20 protein-coding genes are annotated in these 22517 nt (G+C 69.5%); 9 read left to right on the forward strand and 11 right to left on the reverse strand.

All coding sequences use genetic code 11. From position 1 onward, the window contains the following. Positions 1 to 12 precede the first annotated feature (12 nt). Positions 13 to 2499 carry a PAS domain-containing hybrid sensor histidine kinase/response regulator family protein gene (locus tag QTI51_RS34860; RefSeq protein ID WP_286517565.1) on the reverse strand — a complete coding sequence of 829 codons (2487 nt, stop codon included), beginning with the start codon at positions 2497 to 2499 and terminating at the stop codon, positions 13 to 15. Between the two features lie 264 nt (positions 2500 to 2763). Between QTI51_RS34860 and QTI51_RS34865 the strand changes: the two genes are divergently transcribed. The 3 genes from QTI51_RS34865 (at position 2764) to QTI51_RS34875 (ending at position 4590) form a co-directional block, all read left to right on the forward strand. After that, complete coding sequence (locus QTI51_RS34865) at positions 2764 to 2949, forward strand: hypothetical protein (protein WP_286517566.1); 186 nt, start codon at positions 2764 to 2766, stop codon at positions 2947 to 2949. 50 nt (positions 2950 to 2999) lie between these two features. Continuing rightward, a complete protein-coding gene (locus QTI51_RS34870) occupies positions 3000 to 3641 on the forward strand; it encodes a glutathione S-transferase family protein (RefSeq protein ID WP_286517567.1) in 642 nt (213 codons plus the stop codon). Between the two features lie 172 nt (positions 3642 to 3813). Continuing rightward, a complete protein-coding gene (locus tag QTI51_RS34875) occupies positions 3814 to 4590 on the forward strand; it encodes an IclR family transcriptional regulator (RefSeq protein WP_286517568.1) in 777 nt (258 codons plus the stop codon). 28 nt (positions 4591 to 4618) lie between these two features. On the opposite strand, the gene QTI51_RS34880 is transcribed toward QTI51_RS34875, so the two are convergent. The 9 genes from QTI51_RS34880 to QTI51_RS34920 form a co-directional block, all read right to left on the reverse strand. Further along, positions 4619 to 5389, reverse strand: a complete 771-nt coding sequence (locus tag QTI51_RS34880) for a class II aldolase/adducin family protein (protein ID WP_286517570.1) — start codon at positions 5387 to 5389, stop codon at positions 4619 to 4621. Further along, positions 5386 to 6060 carry an FMN-binding negative transcriptional regulator gene (locus QTI51_RS34885; protein ID WP_286517571.1) on the reverse strand — a complete coding sequence of 225 codons (675 nt, stop codon included), beginning with the start codon at positions 6058 to 6060 and terminating at the stop codon, positions 5386 to 5388. Before QTI51_RS34885 ends, QTI51_RS34880 begins: the two co-directional genes overlap by 4 nt. Before the next feature lie 10 nt (positions 6061 to 6070). Next, entirely contained in the window at positions 6071 to 7072 is a 1002-nt protein-coding gene (locus tag QTI51_RS34890; protein ID WP_286517573.1) for an alpha/beta hydrolase fold domain-containing protein, read from the reverse strand. A 39-nt stretch (positions 7073 to 7111) separates the two neighbouring features. Further along, entirely contained in the window at positions 7112 to 8038 is a 927-nt protein-coding gene (locus QTI51_RS34895) for a 2-hydroxyacid dehydrogenase (RefSeq protein WP_286517575.1), read from the reverse strand. After that, positions 8035 to 9768, reverse strand: a complete 1734-nt coding sequence (locus QTI51_RS34900; RefSeq protein WP_286517576.1) for a dipeptide ABC transporter ATP-binding protein — start codon at positions 9766 to 9768, stop codon at positions 8035 to 8037. The genes QTI51_RS34895 and QTI51_RS34900 overlap by 4 nt, the downstream gene beginning before the upstream one ends. Beyond that, entirely contained in the window at positions 9768 to 10628 is an 861-nt protein-coding gene (locus tag QTI51_RS34905) for an ABC transporter permease (protein WP_286517577.1), read from the reverse strand. The genes QTI51_RS34900 and QTI51_RS34905 overlap by 1 nt, the downstream gene beginning before the upstream one ends. A gap of 75 nt (positions 10629 to 10703) precedes the next feature. After that, a complete protein-coding gene (locus QTI51_RS34910; protein ID WP_286517578.1) occupies positions 10704 to 11645 on the reverse strand; it encodes an ABC transporter permease in 942 nt (313 codons plus the stop codon). A 1-nt stretch (position 11646) separates the two neighbouring features. Beyond that, positions 11647 to 13230, reverse strand: coding sequence for an ABC transporter substrate-binding protein (locus QTI51_RS34915; protein WP_286517580.1), 1584 nt, complete (start codon positions 13228 to 13230; stop codon positions 11647 to 11649). A gap of 64 nt (positions 13231 to 13294) precedes the next feature. Continuing rightward, the gene (locus tag QTI51_RS34920) at positions 13295 to 14734 is read right to left on the reverse strand and encodes an amidase (RefSeq protein WP_286517581.1); all 1440 of its coding nucleotides are present in this window, start codon (positions 14732 to 14734) and stop codon (positions 13295 to 13297) included. 249 nt (positions 14735 to 14983) lie between these two features. Here QTI51_RS34920 and QTI51_RS34925 point away from each other — a divergent pair, with 249 nt between their 5' ends. From QTI51_RS34925 to QTI51_RS34950, 6 genes are all read left to right on the forward strand, one after another. Next, positions 14984 to 16252, forward strand: coding sequence for a pyridoxal-phosphate-dependent aminotransferase family protein (locus QTI51_RS34925; protein WP_286517582.1), 1269 nt, complete (start codon positions 14984 to 14986; stop codon positions 16250 to 16252). After that, positions 16249 to 17409 (forward strand): CaiB/BaiF CoA transferase family protein, encoded by a 1161-nt coding sequence (locus QTI51_RS34930; protein ID WP_286517583.1) that lies wholly within the window; start codon positions 16249 to 16251, stop codon positions 17407 to 17409. Before QTI51_RS34925 ends, QTI51_RS34930 begins: the two co-directional genes overlap by 4 nt. A gap of 52 nt (positions 17410 to 17461) precedes the next feature. Beyond that, positions 17462 to 19717: an ATP-binding protein gene (locus tag QTI51_RS34935; RefSeq protein WP_286517585.1), complete on the forward strand. Its 2256-nt coding sequence runs from the start codon at positions 17462 to 17464 to the stop codon at positions 19715 to 19717. 14 nt (positions 19718 to 19731) lie between these two features. Continuing rightward, complete coding sequence (locus QTI51_RS34940) at positions 19732 to 20346, forward strand: response regulator transcription factor (RefSeq protein WP_116913932.1); 615 nt, start codon at positions 19732 to 19734, stop codon at positions 20344 to 20346. A gap of 60 nt (positions 20347 to 20406) precedes the next feature. Further along, positions 20407 to 21102, forward strand: a complete 696-nt coding sequence (locus QTI51_RS34945) for a hypothetical protein (protein WP_286517588.1) — start codon at positions 20407 to 20409, stop codon at positions 21100 to 21102. Positions 21103 to 21183: 81 nt separating this feature from the next. Further along, complete coding sequence (locus QTI51_RS34950) at positions 21184 to 21510, forward strand: hypothetical protein (RefSeq protein ID WP_286517590.1); 327 nt, start codon at positions 21184 to 21186, stop codon at positions 21508 to 21510. Between the two features lie 61 nt (positions 21511 to 21571). Here the strand turns inward: QTI51_RS34950 and QTI51_RS34955 are convergent, their stop codons facing one another. Further along, complete coding sequence (locus QTI51_RS34955; protein ID WP_286517591.1) at positions 21572 to 22468, reverse strand: LysR family transcriptional regulator; 897 nt, start codon at positions 22466 to 22468, stop codon at positions 21572 to 21574. Between the last annotated feature and the right edge of the window lie 49 nt (positions 22469 to 22517).

Genomic DNA, 22517 nt, shown 5'->3' on the forward strand with positions numbered 1-22517 from the left:
AAGCACGGCGTTCTAACGCCCCAGCAGCTCGCCGACCTTGCGCAGCAGCGCATCGGCATCGAAGGGCTTCACCATCAGCTCCACGTCGCCGCGCAGCAGCGCGGCGTCGCTGGCCACGTGCGCCGCGTAGCCGGTCATCAAGATCACGCGCATGTCCGGCATGCGCGACAACGCGAAGTCGGCCAGCTGCCGGCCGTTGGGGCCGGGCAGCCCGACGTCGGACAGCAGCAGGTCGATGGGCGCCGAGCGCTCCAGCAAGGCCATGCCCTGCGCGCCGTCGCTCGCCTCCAGCACCTGGTAGCCCTGGTCGCGCAGCAACTCGACGGCCATGCGCCGCACCACCTCGTCGTCTTCCACCACCAGAATCTGGCGCTGCGACGCGCTGGGCGACGGCATGTCGGGCAGCGCCACGCTGGCGGGCACCGCGAGCGCGGTGGCGCGCGGCAGGTACAGGTTGACCGCGGTGCCTATGCCCTCCACGCTTTCGAGCACCACGGTGCCCTGCGACTGGCGGGCGTAGCCGTAGATCATCGACAGCCCGAGCCCGGTGCCCTGCCCCAGCGGCTTGGTGGTGAAGAAGGGCTCGAAAGCCTGCGCCATTACCGCGTTCGACATGCCCACGCCGGTGTCGCGCACGGCCACGCGCACGTAGTCGCCGGCGGCCAGGCCCTCGATGCGCGCGGCCTGCGCCGCCGTGAGCGCCACGTTGGACAGCGCGATGGTCAGCGTGCCGCCGTCGGGCATGGCGTCGCGCGCGTTGATGGTCAGGTTGAGCACCGCGCTGTCGAACTGGTGCGGGTCGGTCAGCACGTCCCAGGCGTCGGGCGCCTCTTCGATGACCAGCGTCACGTTCTCGCCCACGGCGTTGCGCAGGATGGCTTCCAGCCCGCGCAGCGCCGCGCTGAGGGAGATGCTGCGGTTGACCAGCGGCTGCCTGCGCGAAAACGCCAGCAGCCGCTGCGTGATGGAGGCGGCGCGCCGCGCCGATTCGAGCCCGGCCTCGATGTAGCGCTCCAGCCCCTCGTACTTCTGCGCGGCCACGCGCTTGCGAATGAGCTGCAGCGGCATCACGATGCCCTGCAGCATGTTGTTGAAGTCGTGCGCGATGCCGCCGGTGAGCTGGCCCAGCGCGTCCATCTTCTGCGACTGGCGCAGCTGCTCCTCGAGCTGGCGCTGGCGCGTCATGTCGATGCCCACGCCGGTGCGGCGCACCGCGTGGCCGGCCTCGTCGAAGTAGGTGTGGCCGCGCGAGAGCACGGCGCGCACCGAGCCGTCGGGGTGGCAGATGCGGTATTCGAGCTCCAGCTCGCCTTCGGTCTGCAGGCCGCCCGACATGGTCTGCCGCAGGCGCGGCATGTCTTCGGGGTGCACGTTGGCCAGGAAGCCGCGGCGCGAGATGCCGTTGGCCGCCACCGTCGCGTCGAGCCCGTACAGCTCGGAGATGGCCGCGTCGCAGTAGAACTTGTCGACCGCCACCAGGTACGACCACACGCCCACGCCGCCGGTGGCGCCGAGCGCGAGGCGGGTGAAATCTTCGGAGTCCTGCAGCGCGCGGGTGCGCTGGTCGACCTGCCGCTCCAGCGACGCCGCCAGCGCCAGCAGGCGCGCCTCGCTGTCGGCCAGCTCGGCCTTGGCGCGCACATGCTCGGTGGTGTCGTAGCCGCCCACGAAGATGCCCAGCACCTGGCCGTCGTCGCCGTGGATGGGCTCGTAGAGCAGGTCGATGTAGCGGGTGCCCTGCCCGCCGTCCTTGCCCTGCAGCTTCAGCGGCAGCGCCTTGGCGTGCACCGGCTGGCCGGTGGCGTACACGCCGTCGAGCAGTTCGTAGATGCCCTGGCCCTCCAGCTCGGGAAACACCTCGCGCACCGTGCGCCCGAGGAATTCGCGCGGGCCGGAGATGGCCACGTAGGCGTCGTTCACGTAGGTGTACACATGCGTGGGCCCGGCCAGCACGGCGACGAAGCCGGGCATCTGCTGCAGCAGCTGGTTCTGCCGCTTGCGTTCGCCCTGCAGCCGGCGGTCGGCCAGCACCTTGCCGGTGGTTTCCACCACCGTGTCCAGGATGCCCAGCACCTCGCCGTGCTCGTCGTACAGCGGGCTGTAGCAAAAAGTGAAGAAGCCGTCTTCCATGAAACCACGGCGATCCGAGCGCACCAGGTAGTCCTCGATGAAGGTCGACTCGCCCTGCATGGCCTTCTCGGCGATGGGGCGCAGGTCGGCCCAGGCTTCGCTCCAGGTGACGCGCATCGGCTGGCCGAGCGCCTCCGGCTTGTCGCCGAGCAGCACGCGGTAGCCGTCGTTGTAGATGGCGACAAAGTCCGCGCCCCAGAAGATGCAGGCCGGAAAGTCAGACGACAGCATGTTGTCGACCGAGATCTTCAGCGCGGCGGGCCAGGTGTCGATCGCACCGACGGCCGTGGCGGCCCAGTCGAACGCGCGAATGCGCGCGCCCATGGCGCCGCCGCCGGAGTGGAAGGCGGAACTGCGTCGGTCGCTCACGGACGCCGGGCGCCGGCTGGGGCAGCGCTGAGTTGCGTGGGACCCGTGCAGGGATCGGTGCGGAGATCGGTGCGCATGAGAAGACGAAGGGGGTACGTGGCTGGTTCAGGAAGGCCGCCGCGGCGACACGCGGAAGGTGCTTTTCGGGCGCGGCTGGCATCTTAATTTGCGTCTGCCCGCCCACAATGGGTGGAGTCCCGATGGCCGACGGGTCAGGCGCTCGGCCTACAGGCAATGCGGCGGCGTGCACCTACAACGAATCCCATGCAAGATCGGCGTCGCCTCATCGAACTCATCCAGAGCCTGTCCAGGCAGGAAAGCACCCGGCAGCCCACGGCCGAGCAGTGGCTGCGCGAGCAGGACGAGAAAAAAGCCAGGAACGGCGTGCCGGACACCGCGGCGGATGACCCGATGAAGGCAGACGACCCTCCGGACAATCCCGTCGCCTGACGACCTGACGCCTTCATCTGCATCTTCACTTGCACGTTCACCTGCACTCCATGCTCAAGATCCACCACCTCGGCCACTCCCAATCGGAACGCATCGTCTGGCTCTGCGAAGAGCTCGGCATTTCCTACGACCTGCAGCACTACACGCGCGACGCCGTCACCCGCCTGTCGCCGCCCGAGCTGGTGGCGCTGCACCCGCTGGGCGCGGCCCCGGTCATCGAAGACGGCGAACTCATGCTGGCCGAGTCGGCGGCGGTCGTCGAATACATCATCGTGAAGCACGGCGGCGGCCGGCTGAAGCCCGGGCCCGAGCATGCGGACTACGCCTCCTTCCTGTACTGGTTTCACTTCTCGAACGGCAACCTGCAGCCGGTGGTTGGCCGGCTGATGATGGCGAGCCGGGCCAAGCTGGCGCCGGACCACCCGGTGCTGGCGTCGGCGCAGAGCCGGCTCGACCGCGTGCTGGCGCTGGTGGAAACACGGCTGGGCGAGACGCCCTTCCTGGCGGGCAGCGAGTTCACGGCGGCGGACATCATGAGCGTGTTCTCGCTCACGACGATGCGGCTGTTCCAGCCGCTGGACCTGGCGGCGTACCCGAACATTCGCGCGTACCTGCAGCGCATCGGGGAGCGGCCGGCGTACCGCCGGGCGATGGCGAAGGGTGATCCGGACCTGGTGCCGATGCTCGGTTGAGGCGCAGGGCATCGGGGAAAGTCGGCGAGGAACGGCGCAGCGCCTTGCTGCATGCGCATATCGTTAATCGCGCTTCAAGCATTGCGATGCAATACTCTTGCGTTATCCTCTGGGCTTCGCGCCCCGCCCCCGCTTTCCGCGCCAAAAAGCCCCAAGAAGGCCCACCCACCGAATGACCGCTCGCCCCGACACGCTCTACATCCAGTCGCTCGCCAAGGGCATGAAGGTGCTGGAGTGCTTCGCCGACCATCCGGCGCCGCTCAGCCTGAACGACATTGCCGAATTCTGCGAGATGGACCGCAGCGCCGCCCAGCGCATGGCCTACACGCTGGTGACGCTGGGTTACCTGGAGCGCGGCATCAACGGCCGGGGCTACGTGCTGGGCAAGAAGATACTGGAGCGCACCTTCGACTACCTACGCAGCGTGCCCCTGCTGGAGCGCGCCACGCCGCTCATCGTCGACGTGCAGCGCGAATCGGGCGAGCGCGTGGAGCTGAGCCTGTTCGACGACCTCACCATCATCTTCGCGCTGCGCCGCCAGACCAAGCGCCAGACCTACACCACCACGCTGATCGGGCGGCGGCTCGCGACCATCCACACCGCCAGCGGCCGATCGATCATGTCGCACCTGCGCGCTGAGGAAGTCGACAGCATCCTCGCGCGCTCCGTCGCCACGCCGCTCACTTCGCGCACCGTGACCGATGCGGCGCAGATCCGCGAGCTCATCGCCAGGAGCGCGGCCGACGGCTACGCCATAGCGTCGGAAGAAAGCATGCTCGGCGAGATCAGCCTGGCCAGCGCGGTGCTGGACAACGAGAACCGCCCGATTGCCGCCATCGACATCTCGGGCTCGCTGGCCGACTGGAGCCCCGACGCCTTTGCCAAGCGCTTCGCGCCGATGCTCATGAGCGCCACCAAGGCGCTCAGCGGCAAGGCCGGGCTCTCCTGAGCTACCGGTAGCTATCGGCCACCCGGCCTCACAACAGCCGCAGCGCCGCCGCCCACACGCGGTTGCAGTAAGCCATGGCGGTGGGCCGCTCGAACTGCCGCGCGGTGCGCTCGCAGACTTCCGCCGGCGGGTACACCAGCTCGTCGCCGCCCGAGGTGGCCTTGATCTGCGCCTGGCACGCGCGCTCCAGGAAGTAGATGTTCACGAAGGCTTCGGGAATGGTCGTGCCCGCGGCCAGCAGGCCGTGGTTGCGCAAGACCATCGCCTTGTGCGGCCCCAGGTCGGCCACCAGGCGCTCGCGCTCCTGCAGGTCGACCGCGATGCCTTCGTAGTCGTGGTAGCCCAGCCGGTCGTAGAAGCGCAGCGCGTGCTGCGTGATGGGCAACAGCCCCTTGGCGCGGCAGGCCACCGCGATGCCGTCGGCGGTGTGCGTGTGGATGACGCAGGCCAGGTCGTGGCGCGCCATGTGCACGGCCGAGTGGATGGTGAAGCCGGCGGCGTTCACGCGGTTGGTGGTCTCCGGGTCGCCGGGGTCGACAGGCCTGCCGTCGGTGTCGATCTTCACCAGGTCCTGCGGGCGCATCTCGTGGAAGAGCACGCCGTAGCGGTTGATGAGAAAGTGGTTCTCCGGCCCCGGCACGCGCGCGCTGATGTGCGTGTCGATCAGGTCGGTCATCTTGAAATGCGCGACCAGGCGGTAGAGCGCGGCCAGGTCCTGGCGCACCTGCGCTTCGGTCTGCGTGGCAGCAGGCGTGGCGGCATCAGCCGGGTTCTGGAGGGGAATGTCTGCGAGGTTCATGCGGTGCTTTCCATCGAAGGGACTTGCAGGGCCTCGCGCATGTCGGGCTGCGCGCGAATGAGGCCCGCCATCTGCAGGCTCTGAGCGTCGCCCTGCGCCTGCAGCGCGGCGATCACGCCCAGCCGGTCTTCGACCGTCTTGTCCTGGTTGAGCTTCATTTTCCCGGTGAGCGTGGCAATCGGGATCTCGAGCGTGGCAATGACCCGCAGGCGCGAGCCGGTATGCGACATCGGGATCTTCTCGAAGTCCCAGCTACCGCCCAGCGGCGTGTCGTAGTGGGCGACGGTGCGGCGCAGCACCTCCATCACCTTGTCCTCGTCCTCGCTCACGCGCGGCTTGCCGCGCGCGTGGATGAGCGTGTAGTTCCAGGTCGGGAAGGTCATCTGGTGGCGGTACCAGCTGGGCGACACGAAGGCGTGCGGGCCCTGGAATATGACCAGCACCTCCCCGGCCGCCAGCAGGTCTGCATAGAGCGGGTCGTGGCGCGGCAGGTGGGTGACGAGCGTGCCGAAGGGCGCGGCCTCGCTGGTCGCGCTGTCGAGCAGGAAGGGCAGCATCGACGACTGGATGCCGCCCGCGCCCTGCGTCACCAGCGTGGCAAAGCTCCACGCGCGCATGCCCGCGTGCAGCGCGGCCGTGTCTGTCTCGGCGTAGGCCGGTTGGACGAACATGGCGCGGCCCTCAGTTCGAAAGCGCGGCGGCAGCCGAGCGCTCGCGCAGCCAGCGCGCCGTGTCCTCGAAGGCCTCCACGGCCAGGTCCGAGATCGAGACCGCCTCCAGAAAGCTGTGCGCCGCGCCGGCGTACACCTTCATGCGCACGTCGTTGCCGGCATCGCGCAGCATCTGCTCCAGCTCGATCATGTCGTCGTGCACCGGGTCGCACTCGGCCACCACCAGCCAGGCCGGCGGCAGGCCGTGCAGCTCGGCGCGCAGGATGTCCACGCGCGGGTCGGTCAGGTCGGCGCCGCTGGCCACGTGCATGGCGCGGAACCACATCATGCTGAGCAGCGACAGGCCGTAGTCGCCGCCGCCGTACTGGATGACCGAGTTGCGGTACAGGTTGCTGCTGACGCTGCCGTAGTTCAGCACGATGCCCTTCAGCAGCTGCTCGCCGCGGTCGCGCAGCTCCAGGCTGGCGCCCATCGAGAAGTTGGCGCCGGCCGAGTCGCCACCCACGAAGAGCTGCGCCGCATCCACATCGAGCAGCGCGCCGTTCGCCGCCACCCAGCGCAGCACGTCGGCGCACTCCTGCATGGGACGAGGAAACTTGGCGTCGGGCGCGCGGGTGTAGTGCACGCCGACAACGACGATGCCCGCGCGCTGCGCGTATTCGCGCATCACGCGGTCGTGTGTGTCCAGGCTGCCCAGCACGAAGCCGCCGCCGTGCAGGTAGACGAACACGCCGGGCAGCGCGCGCTGCACCGGGTAGTGCGCGCGCACGCGCACCTCGCCATGGCGCGTAGGCACGGTGTGCTCGACCGACCGGGCCATCACCGGCCCGCCGACAACCCAGCGCTTGCGCACGGTCTCGGCGATTTCGCGCGCCTCGGCGATCGACACAGTCTCGCGCCGGCCGAACTGGCCGGCGTCGGCGTCCATGGCGCGCACGAACTGCGCCACCTGCGGGTCCAGCGGCGAGCGGGTGGGAATGGGAACGGAAATGGCGGGGTCTTCGAAACTCATGGGTTCTCCAGCGAATTCAGCAAAAAGATAAGGAAGGGGTCAATAACCGCGGTGCATGTCGACCACGTTGAGAAGGGGTTCGCCGGCGTCCAGCCGGCGCACGTTGTCCACCACCTGCCGCGCCACCACGGCGGACGAGGCCATGGTGGCCATGTGCGGCGTGACGATCACGCCCGGGGCCTGCCACAGCGGGTCTTCCGCGGGCAAGGGCTCGCTCGCGAACACGTCGAGCACGGCGCCGCGCACCTGGCCGCTGCCGAGCGCGGCGAGCAGGTCGGCGGCGACCAGGTGCTCGCCGCGGCCGCAGTTGACGACCGCCGCGCCGCGCGGCAGCGCGTCGAAGGTGCGCCGGCCCAGGATGCCGCGCGTGGCCTCGGTCAGCGGCAGCACGCACACCAGCACGTCGGTCGCGCCCAGGAAGTCGTCGAGGGCCTCGGCGCCACCGTACATCGCCATGCCCTCGATGGCATGCGCGCTGCGCGACCAGCCGTTGACGGCATAGCCCAGCCCGAGCAGGCTGCGCGCGATGGCGCCGCCCAGCTTGCCCAGGCCCATGAGGCCGACGCGGCATTCACCGGCCGGCGTCTGCTGCGGGCGCTGCCAAACGCGCTGTCGCTGGTTGGCCAGCGCCACGTCGAACCTGCGATGAAAGTGCAGCACCGACCACAGCACGTACTGCACCATGCCGTCCGCGAGCTTCGGGTCGACCACGCGGCACACCGGCAGGCCGCGCAGGTCCTGCCCCGCCACCACGTTGTCGACACCGGCGGCGATGCTGTGCACCAGCCGCAGCTTGGGCATTTGCGCGTACACGCCGGCCGGCGCGTTCCAGCACATGGCCACGTCGGCCTCGCGAAAGCCGGGGTCGGGCCACACGACCACCTCGAGCTCGGGCGCCACGGCCTGCACCAGCGGCGCGAAGTAGCCGAGGTTGGCCGACTGGCTGATGAGTGCGATGCGCGTCATACCAGCGCCCCCTCGCGCGCGCCGGCGGCGGCGGCGTCGGCGTCGGCGTCGGCGTCGTGCTCGTGCCTGTGCTGCTGGCCCGGAATGGCCGACAGCAGCTCGCGCGTGTACGCGGCCGCGGGCTGCCCGAACACCTGGCGGGCCGTGCCCAGCTCGACCACCTTGCCGCGCTGCATCACCGCGATGCGGTGGCACAGGCGCGCGGCCACGCGCAGGTCGTGCGTGATGAACACGATGCTCAGGCCCAGCCGCGCGCGGATCTCCTCGAGCAGGTCGAGAATCTGCGCCTGCACCGACACGTCGAGCGCGGACACGGCCTCGTCGGCAATCAGCACCTCGGGCTCCATCATCAACGCCCGCGCGATCGACAGGCGCTGGCGCTGGCCGCCCGAGAACTCGTGCGGAAAGCGCTGCAGCGCGCTGGCGTCCAGCTGCACCAGGGCGAGCATGCGCAGCATTCGGGCGTCGACCTCGGCGCGGGTCTCGCCGTAGTTCATCGGCCCTTCGGCCAGCGAGCTGCCGATCTTCATGCGCGGGTTGAACGAGCGGAACGGGTCCTGGAAGATCATCTGCACGCGCTTGCAATGCACCCGCCACTGCGCGCGCGACAGGTGCGTCACGTCGATGCCGTCGAGCAGCACCTGGCCGCCGGTGGGTGCGGCCATGTGCGCCAGGCAGCGGCCCAGCGTGGTCTTGCCCGAGCCCGACTCGCCCACCACGCCCAGCGTTTCGCCGCGCGCGAGCGAGAGCGTGACGCCGTCCAGCGCGTTCACCACGCGCCGGCGCGAGGCGAAGAAGCTGGCGGTTTCGTAGCGCAGCGCCAGGTTCTTCACGGCCAGCACGGTGTCCGCAGTGCCACCCGTCTCGTGCGCGTCGGCGCCGAACTCGCCGCGCGGCACGGCCGCCAGCAGCTTGCGCGTGTAGGGCTGCCGGGGGTTGCGCAGCACCTCTTGCGCGGTGCCGCTCTCGATGATGCGGCCGTGCTGCATGACGACGACACGGTCGGCAATTTCGGCGACCACGTCGAAGTCGTGCGTGATGAACAGCACGCCGTTGTCGTGCTTGTCGCGCAGCTCGTTCAGCAGGCGCAGCACCTGCGCCTGCGAGGTGACGTCCAGCGCGGTGGTGGGCTCGTCGGCAATGATGAGCGCGGGCTTCATGGCCAGGGCCATGGCGATCATCACGCGCTGGCGCTGGCCGCCCGAGAGCTGGTGCGGGAAGGCGCTGCGCAGCGTCTCGGGCGAGGGAAGCTTCACGTCGACCAGCAGCGCGAGCACGCGCCGCGCCACTTCTGCCGCGCCCAGCGAGGCGTCGTGGAACTCGAAGACCTCGGCAATCTGGTCGCCCACGCGCATCAGCGGGTTCAGAGCTGTCATGGGCTCCTGGAAGATCATGGCCATGCGGTCGCCGCGCAGGGCACGCAGGCCGGCGCGCGAGGTGTGCGTGATGTCTCTGCCCTCCAGCAGGATCTGGCCGCTTTCGAGCGTGAGCACGTCCTTGGGCAGCAGGCCCATCACGGCGCCGGCGGTCACGGACTTGCCCGAGCCGGACTCGCCGACGATGCAGACGATTTCCTTGCGGCCCACGGTGAGGCTGATGTCTTGCGCCGCATACGCGCGCTCGCTGGTGCCAGGCAGGCGCACGTGCAGGTTGCGCACCTCGAGAATGGGTGCCGCCCCAGAGGCGGACGCGTGGGTTGCTTGCGTGGATTGAGAGGGGGGATGGGGCATCAGTTCCTGCCTTTGCGCGCAAGGCGCGGGTCGAGCCGGTCGCGCAGGGCGTCGCCGAACATGTTGATGGCCAATATCAGCAGCGCGAGAAACGCGCCGGGAAACAGGATGATCCAGGGCGCGCGCTGGAAGTACGGCCGGCCCTCGGCAATGATGCTGCCCAGGCTCGGAACCTCAGGCGGAAAGCCCAGGCCCAGGAAGCCCAGCACGGCCTCGGTGAGGATGGCCGCGGCGCACACGAAGGTGGCCTGCACCACCAGCGGGTTGATGGTGCTCGGCAGGATGTGCCAGGTGAGCACGCGCAGCGTCGACGAGCCCATACCGAAGGAGGCTTCCACGTAAGGCTCCTCGCGCACCGACAGCACCACGCTGCGCACGAGGCGCGCGATGCGCGGCACCTCGGGAATGGCAATGGCCAGCACCATGGTCGATATCTGCGCGCCGCCCAGCGCCACCATGGCAATGGCCAGCAGCAGGCCGGGAATGGCCATGATGCCGTCCATGAGCCGCATGACGAGCGAGTCGATGCGGCGAAAGTAACCCGCCACGATGCCGAACAGCAGGCCCACCACCACCGAGCTCACGCTCACGAGCAAGGCGAGCGAGATGGAAAGCCGCCCGCCGTGCAGGATGCGCGAGAACAGGTCGCGCCCGAGCGAGTCGGTGCCCAGCCAATGCGCGGTCGAGGCGCCCTGCAGGCGCTCGCGCGGTGCGATGGCCGCCGGGTCTTGCGAGGCGAGCAGCGGCGCGAACACCGACACCGCGACCAGCAGCAGCAAGAGCACCAGGGACAGCAGCATCACGCGGTCGTGCAGCACGGCGCCGGCCGCGGCGCGCAGGCGCGACACCGGGACGGGCATTGAAGAAGACGGTGAAGAAGGGGAGGAAGGGGAGGAAGGAGGGTTCGTCACAGCGGCTGGCATGGTCGTTCCGGTTCAGTAGCGAATGCGCGGGTCGAGCAGCACATAGATCAGGTCGATCGCAAGGTTCACGAACACGTAGATGAAGGAGAAGAACAGGATCGTCCCCTGCACCACCGGGTAGTCGCGCGCCAGCACCGCATCGACGATGAGGCTGCCCACGCCGGGGATGTTGAAGATGGTCTCGGTGACCACCACCCCGCTGATGAGCGTGGTGACGGCCACGCCGACCACGGTGACGATGGGCGCGGCCGCGTTGCGCAGCGCATGGCGAAACAGCACGTAGCGCTCGGGCGCGCCCTTGGCACGCGCGGTGCGCACGAAGTCTTCGCCCAGCACGTCGAGCATGCTGGCGCGCGTGATGCGCGTGATGAGCGCGACGAACACCGTGGCCAGCGTGAGGCTGGGCAGCACCAGCCGGTACACGAAGCCGCCCACGCCGTCGGCCAGCGGCGCGTAGCCCTGCACCGGAAACCAGTTCAGCGTGACCGAGAACACCAGGATGAGCACGTAGCCCACCACGAAGGCCGGCACAGAGAAGGCCAGCACGGTCAGCGCCATGGTGGCGCGGTCGAACGCGCGGCGGTGCCACCAGGCCGACAGCACGCCCAGCGGAATGGCCAGCAGCACCGTGAGCAGCAGCGAGCTCACGGCGAGCGCGGCCGTGGGCCCGATGCGCGAGCCGATGAGCGCGGACACCGGCTGCTTCGACACGATGGAAGTGCCCAGGTCGCCCTTCACCAGGGCGCCCATGGCCATCGCGTACTGCGTGGGCAGCGGCCGGTCGAGCCCGAGGTTGGTGCGGATCTGCGCGATGGTGTCCTCGCTGGCCATGTCGCCGGCGATGACCCTGGCCGGGTCGCCGGGCGCCATGCGCAGCAGCAGGAACACCACCGTGGCCACGATCAGCACCACCGGCACGGCGGCGAGCAGGCGCTTGAAGACGAGGCTCAGCACGTCACTTGCTCGACCAGAACAGGGGCAACTGCGCGTCCACGAGCTTGCCCATCTTCGCGTCGTAGGCCTTGTACTCGATGACCTCGCCCAGCGGCACGTACATGACCTGGTCGTAGGCGCGCTTCTGGATGGCCTGGGCGATCTGCGCGCGCTTGGCCGCGTCGGTCTCGCTGGCGAACTGGTCGCGCAGGCCTTCCATGGTGTCGTCCTTGGTCCAGCCGGGGTAGCCGACTTCGCCGCGGCCGTCCAGGTTGGGGTTGACCACCGGGTTGATCAGGTCGAGCACCACGATGCTCGACTGGAAGATGCTCCAGCCGCCCTTGTCCACCGGGTCTTTCTTGGTGCGGCGCGCCAGCAGCGTGGTGAAGTCCATGGCCTGCATGTCGACGTTCATGCCGATGCTGCGCAGCGCCTGCGCGGTGATGGGCGCGATGTTGACCAGGCTGCGCACGTCGGTGGAGTGCAGCACCACCACCTTCTCTCCCTTGTAGCCGCTGTCTTTCAGCATCTGCCTGGCCTTGGCCAGGTCGGGCTTGTGCACCTGCGTGGCGCCCTCGTCGCTCTTGTAGGGCGACGAGCAGGTCAGCACCGCGCCGCACACGCGGTAGCGCTTGGGGTCGCCGATGGAGGCATCGAGGTAGTCGAGCTGGTAGAGCGCGGCCATGGCGGCGCGGCGCACCTTCACGTTGTCGAACGGGGGCTGCATCCAGTTCATGCGCAGCGTGTACATGTTGGTCTCGCGGCTCTTGGGCTCGGTCTTCACGCCCTTCACGCCGTCGAACTGCTGCAGCAGGTCGGGCGCGACGTTCTCGATGAAGTCGATCTCGCCGTTGCGCAACGCGTTCACCGCGGTCTGGCCGTCGGCGATGTTGACGACCTCAAGGCGGTCGATGTTCACCACCTTGCCGCCGGCGAAATTGCTGGCCGGCTCGCTGCGCGGCACATAGTCGGCGAACTTCACGTAGGTGGCCTTCACGCCAGGCAGGAAGTCGCCCTGCACGAACTTGTACGGGCCGGAGCCGACCATCTCGGTGATGGCCTCGTTCGGCGACGTGGCGGCCAGGCGCTTGGGCATGATGAAAGGCACCGGCGAGCCGGGCTTGGCGAGCGAGTCGAGCACCAGACCGTAGGGCTTCTTCAGCTGCAGCGTGAACGTGCCGGCGTCGACCGCGGCCATCTTCTCGGTCACGGCCAGCAGGCGCGTTCCCAGCACGTCGCGCGCGGCCCAGCGTTGCAGCGAGGCGATCACGTCTTCCGAGGTGACGGGCGAGCCGTCATGAAACTTCAGGCCCGGGCGCAGCGTGAAGGAGTAGGTGAGCTTGTCGGGCGACAGCTTGTAGCTGCCGACCATCTGCGGCTGCGGCTTGCCTTCGCTGTCGAGCGAGAACAGCGTGTCGAACACCAGGTAGCCGTGGTTGCGGGTGATGTAGGCGTTGGTGAAGATGGGGTCGAGCACGCGCAGGGGAGCGTGCATGACGACCTTCACGGCAACGTCGTCCTTGGTGTCCTTGGCGAACACGGGGGCGGCCGGCAAGACCATCGCCGCGCACAGGGCGACGGCGGCGAGGAGCAGGTTCTTCTTCATGCGGATCCTTGATGAATGGAAAGGTGAATGCAGTGATGCAGCGAATGCGAAGGCGCTCGGCAGGTCAGCGCTGCGCCGGCCGCACGTGGGCCCAAGGCGCCGCGCGTTCGAGCTGCGCCGACAGCGCCAGCACCTGGTCTTCGCGCCCGAAATGGCCGATGAGCTGCGTGCCGACGGGCACGCCCTGCGCGGTGCGGTTCATCGGCAGCGTCGCCGCGGGCTGGCCCGAGGCGTTGATGACGGCCAGGAAGGTGGCGTAGCGCGACACCTTGGTGCGAAAGTTCCAGAAGCCGCCCGTGAGCGCGAGCTCGCCGAGCTTGGCCGGCAATTGTGTGAGCGTGGTGCTGATGACGATGTCGCATCCGTTCATCGCCGCCTCGAAGGCGCGGCCGATGGCATGGAAGCGCTGGATGGCTTCCACGTACTGCGTGGCGGCCAGCGCCTTGCCGACGGCGTAGCCGTCGTGGATCACTTCCTCGATGTCGCCTTGCGCCAGCGGCCGGCCCCGCAGCTTCACGCGCGTGTCGACCGCCATGGCGATGTTCGACGCCAGCACCGTGCCGTGGGCGCGCACGAAGGCTTCGTAGTCGATGTCGGGCAGCGGCACCTCGACGATCTCGTGGCCCATGTCGCGGCACAGCGCCGCGGTGCGGTCCACGGCGGCCAGGCATTCGGGCGCGATGGCGATGTCGTTCCACGCCTGGCGCCACACGCCGATGCGCAAGGGCCGCTCGGGTGGGCGCGCAATCAGGTCGAGGTAGCTGCCCGCCTTGGGCGGCGACGCGTAGGGCGCGCCGGTTTCGTAGCCGCTGATGGCGTCCATGGCCGCGGCCGTGTCGCGCACGGTGCGCGTGAGCACGCCGTCCACCGCCATGCCGCCCCAGCCTTCGCCGCGGAACGGGCCCATCGGCACGCGGCCGCGCGAAGGTTTCAGCCCGTACACGCCGCAGCAGGCGGCCGGCAGCCGGATGGAGCCGCCGCCGTCGCTGCCGTGCGCCACCGGCACGATGCCCGCCGCAATCGCGGCTGCCGCGCCGCCGCTGGAGCCGCCCACGGAACGGGTGCGGTCCCAGGGGTTGAGCGTGGCGCCGCCGTTGCGCACGGCCTCGGTCGACGGACCCATGCACAGCTCGGACACGGTGGAGCGCGCGAACGAGATCAGGCCAGCCTGCTCGAAGCGCTCGGTCAGCGTGGCGTTCACGGTGTAGGTGGTGTCGTCGAGCAGGCGCGAACCGATGCTCGACGGAAAGCGCGTGGCCGCGAGCCCCGAGTCCTTCAGCAGGAAGGGAATGCCGCCGAACACGCCGCGCGGCTGCCAGTCGCGCGCCAGCGCCAGCGATTCGTCGAAGCGCTCGTAGGTCAGCGCGTTGAGGTCCGCATGGCGGCGTGCGGCGTCGGTGGCGGCCTGCATCAGCGCCTGCGAGCTGAGTTCGCGCTCCGCCAGCAGCTGGGCCATTGCCAGGCCGTCGAGAGCGTCGTAATCGGTGGGCGAGAGCACGTTCATGCGCGGGCCTCGCGGCTAAAGTATTGCATTGCGATCTTTGGATAGTGCATATTGATATATTCCCATGTTTGCCGGCGAAGAGCAATCCGCAGCCCATTGGTACAAACCCACCTGTGGAAAAGCCTCATCGTGGTGCACCATGTGCGTTAAGTATCTTTTAGCAATACACATAACTTGCTATACGATTCATTTAAGCAAGCTTCGTGCACAGATCGGCACGAAGTGCTTTCTCTTTTCAGGACGACCGCCTTGAACCCCTCCGCTTCCGCTCGCTCTTCTGTTTCCCTTCCCCGCATCCCCGGCAGCGTGTTCCTCCACGCGCCCGGCCCCACGCGGTTGCCCCCTCAGGTGGTCGATGCCATGGGCACCCAGCCACTGGAACTCGGCGACCCCGCGCTGGACACCCTCATCGCCAACTGCGAGCAGGGCCTGCGGCGCGTGTTCGGCACGGCGCGCTCCGACGTGTTCATGTATGCGGCGAACGGCCACGGCGCTTGGGAGGCGGCCATCAGCAACTTGGCGGCGCCGGGCGAGTGCGTGGTGGTGGTGGGCAGCGGCACCTTCTCGGAGGCCTGGGCGCTGCATGCCGAGGGCATGGGCGTGCGCGTGCGCCGCACCGCCTGCGAGGAAGGCCACGGCGCCGACCCGCGCGCGGTCGAGCAGTTGCTGCGCGCCGACGCCGCGCGCGAGATCGTCGCGGTGTTCGTGGTGCACACCGACACCGGCAGCGGCGTGACCAGCGACATGCAGGCCTTCAGGGACGCCATCGACGCCGCCGCGCACCCCGCGCTGCTGGTGGTCGACGTGGTGGCCTCGCTGGCGGCCGCGCGCTTCGACATGGACGCGCTGCGCGTCGACGTGGCCATCGGCGCTTCGCAGAAGGCGCTGATGGTGCCGCCGGGCCTGAGCTTCGTGGCCGTGAACGAGAAGGCGCTGCGCGTCGCGCAAGCCAACCCCACGCCGCGCGTCTACTGGGACTGGATGCGCCGCAAGAGTGAGCTGAGCTACCGCAAGTTCTGCGGCACGCCGCCGCAGAACCTGCTAATGGGGCTGGAGGCGGCGCTGGGCCTGGTGTTCGCCGAAGGGCTGGCGCAGGTCGTTGCGCGCCACCGCCACCTGGCGCAGGCGGTGCAGGCGGCGGTGGAGGGCTGGAGCGAGCGCGGCGACGTGGGCTTTCACGTGCGCACGCCCGCGCACCGCTCGGTGTCGGTCACCACCGTCGCGGTGCGAGCGGGCATCGACCCCGAGGCGCTGCGCACGCTGGCGCGCGAGCGCTTCCAGGTCGGCATCGCGGGCGGGCTGGGCGCGCTCGCGGGGAAGATCTTTCGCATCGGCCACCTGGGCGACCTGAACGCGCCGATGGTGCTGGGCTGCCTGGCCGGCGTCGAGGCGGCCATGAGCGCGAGCGGCATCGCCTACGGCCCCGGCGTGGAGCGCGCGGTGCGCGTGCTGGCGATGCCGGTGGGGCAAGCGGTGCAAATAGCACAGGCTGCGCAGCCAGCGCAGGACGCACGATGAGCGGCCCGCTGAGTGGCGTGCGCGTGATCGACCTGACCTCGGTCGCCATGGGCCCCTATGCCACGCAGATCCTGGGCGACATGGGCGCCGACGTGGTCAAGGTCGAGTCGAAGGACGGCGACGTGTTCCGTCACGTGGCGCCCGCGCGGCATGCGGGCATGGGCGCGCCCTTTCTGAACCTCAACCGCAACAAGCGCAGCGTGGTGCTCGACCTGAAGTCGCCCGCCGACGCCGAGCGGCTGCGCGCGCTGGTGCGCCATGCCGACGTGTTCGTGTCGAACGTGCGGCCAAAGTCGATGGCGCGCCTTGGGCTGGACGACGCCACGCTGCGCGCGCTGAACCCGCGGCTCGTCTACTGCGCGGCGGTCGGCTTCTCGGAGAAGGGCCGCTATGCGGGCCGGCCCGCGTTCGACGACATCATCCAGGCCATGAGCGGGCTCGCGGCCGTGCAGGCGAATGCGCAGACGGGGCACCCGGCCTACGTGAACACCATCGTGGCCGACAAGACCGCCGGCCTCACCGTGGCCTATGCCGTGGCGATGGCGCTGTACGAGCGCGAGCGCTCGGGGCTGGGGCAGGCCGTCGAGGTGCCAATGTTCGAGACGCTGGCGGCCTTCACCATGGTGGAACACCTGGCGGGCCACACCTTCGCGCCGCCCGAGGGGCCGATGGGCTACGAGCGCCTGCTCTCCAGCGCGCGCCGGCCCTACCAGACGCAGGACGGCTTCATCGCCCTGCTGCCCTACACCACCGCGCAATGGCAGCGCTTCTTTCTGCTGGCGGGCCGGCCCGAGGTGGCCGAAGACCCGCGGTACATGGAGCCGGCGCAGCGCAGCCGCAACATCCACGCGCTGTACGGCATGCTGGCCGACCTGGTGCTGCAACGCACCACCGCGCAGTGGCTGGACTTGCTGGCGGACGCGGACATTCCGCATTCGCAGGTGCTGTCGATGGAAGGCGTGATGGCCGACCCGCACCTGCACGACAGCGGGCTGGTGCAGTCGCACGCGCACCCGACGGAAGGCGCGCTGCAGATGCTGGGGATTCCGACCGGTTTCTCGCGCACGCCGGGCAGCATTCGGGCGAGCGCACCGGGGCTGGGCGAGCACGACGTGGCGGACATCGCGAGGGAGTGGGCGGCAGCCGCGCAGGCTTGACACGGCGGCAGGGCAAAATTCCGGCTCGCCGCGCCGGTCGGCCTCCTCCACCATGCCGCCCACCCTGCCCCCTTCGTCAGAGCCGACGCCCGAGCTAGCGCCCGAGTCGACGCCAGATAGCGCGCCAGCCCCCGCGCGCTTTCGCCGCACGCGCCTGCGCAAGCTCGCCCCCTGGGCCGCCGCGCTCGCCCTGGCCCTGCTGCTCATCGGCCTGGCCGCCCAATGGGCCGCGACGCGCGAGGCGAACTTTCAGGCCGACTCCATCCGCCGCGCCATGGAAGTGCACGTGCTCGGCCTGCGCGACTCGGCCGGCAAATACAACTACCTGCCGTTCACCACCGGCCTGCACCCCGAGGTGCTGGCCGCGCTGGCCCACCCGCAGGACGCCGCGGTGCGGCAGCGCGCCAACCTCTACATCGAGGAGGTCAACCGCCAGGCGGGCTCCGACGCGCTCTACCTCATCGACCTGAACGGCACGACGCTGGCGGCCAGCAACTGGGCCACGCCGCAGAGCTTCGTGGGCGAGTCGTATGCCAACCGGCCCTACTTCATCGACGCGCGCGCAGGCCGCGGCGGCATGTTCTACGGCGTGGGGCAGACCACGGGGGAGCCGGGGCTGTTCATCTCGGCGCCGGTGCGCGCGGAGGGTGGCACAGGGGGTGGCACCGGCGGCGGCGCGGCTGGCGCGGTGCTGGGCGTGGTCACCGTCAAGGTCAGCCTGCGCCAGCTGCAGGAGGCCTGGACCTTCGTGCGCGACCCCATCCTGCTGACCGACGCGCGCGGCGTGGTGTTCCTGAGCTCGGTGCCTTCGTGGCTCTACCAGACCACGCGCGACATCGCCCCGGCCGAGCTCGACCGCGTGCGGCGCGACCAGCAGTACGGCGCGCGCACCCGCTTCGCGGCGTTGCCCTGGAAGGTGGAGCGCAGCGACGACCAGCCCGGCTACCTGGTGCGCACCGACATCGCGGGCAAGCCGCGCCGCTTCCTGGCCGTCGACGAGCCGCTGCCCGACCTGGGCTGGACGCTGACCGTCATGGCCGACCACGCCGAGGTGAGCCGCGCCCGCGAGCGCGCCTGGATGCTGGGCCTGCTGTGCGCCGGCGTGCTGCTGCTGGGCGGCCTGTATTGGCGGCTGCGCGAGCGTCGCTTTGCCGAGCAGCGCGACGCGCGGCGCGACCTGGAGCTGCGCGTGCGCGAGCGTACCCATGCGCTGGACGAGGCGCACGCCTTTCGCAAGGCGATGGAAGACTCACTGCTGGTCGGCATGCGCGCGCGCGACCGCGAGGGCCGCATCACCTACGTCAACCCGGCCTTCTGCGACATGACCGGCTACGGCGCCGACGAGCTGCTCGGCAAGCTGCCGCCCTACCCCTACTGGCACCCCGACGACGTGACGCAGCACTGGCACCACTATGACGCCATGATGAGCGGCCAGCCCGCGCGCTCGGGCTTCGAGTCGCGCCTGCGGCACCGCGACGGGCGCGAGGTGATCACCATGGTCTACACGGCGCCGCTGATCGACGCCGACGGCGCGCACAGCGGCTGGATGAGCTCGGTGGTCGACATCACCGAGCAAAAGCGCGCCGAGCTGCGCCAGCGCCAGAACGACGAGCAGCTGCAGCACGCGCAGCGCCTGGCCAGCCTGGGAGAAATGGCCTCCACCCTGGCCCACGAACTCAACCAGCCGCTGATGGCGCTGAGCAACTTCGCCAGCGCGGCCAAGGCCTTCGCGGAACAGGGCAACCAGCCGCTGCTGGTGAGCAGCCTCGACGAGACCATGGCGCAGGCCCAGCGCAGCGCCGAGATCGTGCGGCGCATTCGCGGCTTCGTGCGCCAGCGCACCGTGGGCACCGAAGACTGCGCCGTGAACGCGCTGGTGGCCAACGCGCTGGCGCTGCTGCAGGGCGAGATGCGCCAGCGCCAGGCGCGCGCCGAGGTGCGCATGCCCGCCGCCCTGCCGCCGGTGCGCGGCGACCGCGTGCTGCTGGAGCAGGTGCTGCTCAACCTGGTGTCCAACAGCCTGCAGGCCATGCAAGCCACGCCGGTGGAACAGCGCGTGGTGGAGATAGAGGCCGAGCTGCTCGACGCCCGCGTGCACATTCGCGTGGCCGACCACGGCCCCGGCATCGACGCCGCGCTGGCCGAGCAGGTGTTCGCGCCCTTCTTCACCACCAAGGCCGGCGGGCTGGGGCTGGGCCTGAACATCTGCCGCACCATCGTGGAGGCCCACCGGGGCCGGCTGTCTTTTGCCGACCGGCCCGGCGGCGGCACCGTTTTCACCCTTGCGCTGGAGATCTCACCGCCATGAACGCAGCCAACGCCATCAACCCCCTGGCCAACAACCTCTGCGTGGTGGACGACGACGAGGCCGTGCGCCGTTCGCTCGGCCTGCTGCTGCTGTCGCGCGGCTACGCGGTGCAGACCTTTGCGTCGGGCGAGGCCTTTCTGGCGGGCGCCGACCTGCAGCGCGCGGGCTGCGTCATCCTCGACCTGCGCATGGAGGGCGTGAGCGGCCTGCAGGTGTTCGACGCGCTGCGCGCGCAGCACAGCCCGCTGGTGGTCATCTTCCTGTCCGGCCACGGCGACATTCCCATGGCCGTGGAGGCCGTGCAGAACGGCGCCTTCGGCTGGCTGGAGAAACCGTGCAACGACGAGCGCCTGCTCGAGAGCATCGCCAAGGCGCTGCAGCAGGCCGGCGACATCGCCGTGCGGCAGCAGGCCCGCCAGGCGGCGCAGGCCCTGTGGAACAAGCTCACCCCGCGCGAGATGCAGGTCGCGCGGCTGGTGGCCGAGGGCAAGCCGAACAAGCAGATTGCCCTGGAGCTCGCGCCGCTGGAGCAGCGCACGGTGGAAACCCACCGGGCGCATGTGTTCGCGAAGCTGGGGCTGTCGAACAGCCACCAGCTCGACAGGTTCCTGCGGGAGCATGGGCTGTAGGGCCTTGTTCTGTTTGTCAGTTTGTCGGTCGGTTGTCGTGACATCGGGAGGCGTTGGACCATGGCGAGTTCTTTCTTCGACAAGTTGCCCGAGGGTGACGACGGGCAGCAGCACCCGGACGGGTCTGCGGCGGCGGTGCTGCAGGCCTACTTCGATGCGCTCGCACTGTTCGACGGTGAGGGCTCGGCCCTTCTCCCCGAACCTGCGGTGCGCGAGCAAAGCGAGCGCTTCGCCTACCACCCCGTCGTTGCGCAGTTGGGCGGCTACGTGCTGGACGATGCCGACACGAGCGACCACCACGTTCTGGTGACCCGCTCGCCCCTCGCCGGAAGCGTGCTCTTCCTCGCGCACGACGCCGACACGCGCGTCGTGTTCGACTCCGGCGTGGCCTTTCTGGCCGCCGTTCACGAGGCGCGTGAAAGCGATGTCGACGTGACCGACCTGCATCCCGCGCAATCGCCGGTCGCGCAAGACCAGGGCGCGCTGGGCGCATTCGTTCGCGGCCTGCTCGCCTCCGACGAACTGAGCGATGTGGTGGTTTGCCTGGTTCCATCGCTGGACCTCGCGGACATCGATTTGCTGCAGCGGCTCGTGCAGGACGAAGACTTCTTTCTCGGCGAGGCCGTGGCGAACGAGATCGCGAAGCGTCCGTCGCCTGCGCTGTTGCCGGTTGCGCAGCTGTGCGCGGCGCATCGGCATCCGCAGGCCGCTCGGGCCGGGGAGCGTGCGCTGCAGCGGGTTCGCCAAGCCGGCTAGCGGCCGGAACCTCTCACCAATCGCAAACCTGAACCTATGCCAGCAGCAAATTCTTCACGGCGTTTCCCGGCAGCTTGGCCCGTGCTGGTCTTTTCCACGGTGCTGCTAGTGACAAGCGGATGCGCCTCCGTCGAGGTGAAAGAAGGCCAACGGCTCGACGCCATCCTGGCCTCGGCCAAGGGACAACCGACCGACAGGCTCGCCCGGACGTTGGCGGCGAATGGCTACGCCTGCAGCGCAGGCACGCAAGCGGCGTCCGGCGAGAAGGCGGCGCTGGAATGCACCAGCCAGCGGTCCAACCGGTGGCCGCCGTATTCCTGCGTTTTCCGTGTCGAGCTGCAACCTGAGCCGCTGGCTGGCGCTGCTGGAGCTTCTCCTGTGGTGAGCCATGCGTGTGCCGGCATGTAGGCGGGGTCGGGCGGGGACGACATCCGGCAAGTGAACGCTCGGAGCATTGCGTCCGCGAATTTCAATCGATGAACGCCGCCAGCTCGTCAGGCGCCCCGGTGGGAAAGCACTCTTTAAGGAAATCCAGGAACACGGAGACCCGCGTGCTCAGCAACCGGCGCGACGGGTACAGCGCCCACAGCGCGATCTCGGGCCCCTCCACATCGCCCCAATGCACCAGCTTTCCCGCGGCCAGGTCGTGCGTGACCAGCGACAACGGCAGGCGCGCGACGCCGACGCCCGCCCTGACCGCGTCGCGCACCATGAACAACGACGACAGGTGCAGCACAGGCTCCACGGCGATGCGCTTCGTGCCTGACGCACCGGTCATCTCCCATGACAAGTTCTGGTCGCCCGTGCCGCCGCCGCGCACCACCGCCGGGACCGGCACGGTGCCCTTGGGCCGCGTCAGTTCCGGCGCTGCGACCACGACGAGCCGGTCCCTCAAGAAGACCCGCCCGACCAGCCGCGCGTCGGGGTCGGGGTTCACGCGAATCACCAGGTCGTAGCCCTCCTCGACCATGTCGACCGCCCGGTCCTCCGTGGTGACCTCGAGCCGCACGTCGCCGTACCTCGCGGCGAAGCCCGCGGCGAGCTTGCCCATCGCGGCTTGCGAAAAAAGCAGCGGCGCGCTCACCCTCAGCCTGCCGCGCGGCGCACCGCCGCCGGCCGCGATGGCCGCCGCGGTCTCGTCAATTTCGATCAGCAGCACGGAGGTTCTCTCGTAGAGCGCGCGCCCTTCCTCGGTGAGCTTCAGCGTGCGCGCACCCCGCTCGAACAGACGCAGGTCGAGCCCGCGTTCCAGGTCGGCGACCCGCCGCGACAGCGTGGCCTTCGGCCGCCCGGATTCCCGGGCAGCGCGCCCGAAGCCGCCATGGCGCGCCACGAGGTTGAAGTCGGTGAGGGCGAGGAAGTCCATGTGTTCCAACAGTGAGACGAGGTGTCTAAATATAGAGGCTATCGGTCCG

The organism is Variovorax sp. J22G73, from assembly GCF_030317035.1.
GTDB lineage: Bacteria > Pseudomonadota > Gammaproteobacteria > Burkholderiales > Burkholderiaceae_C > Variovorax.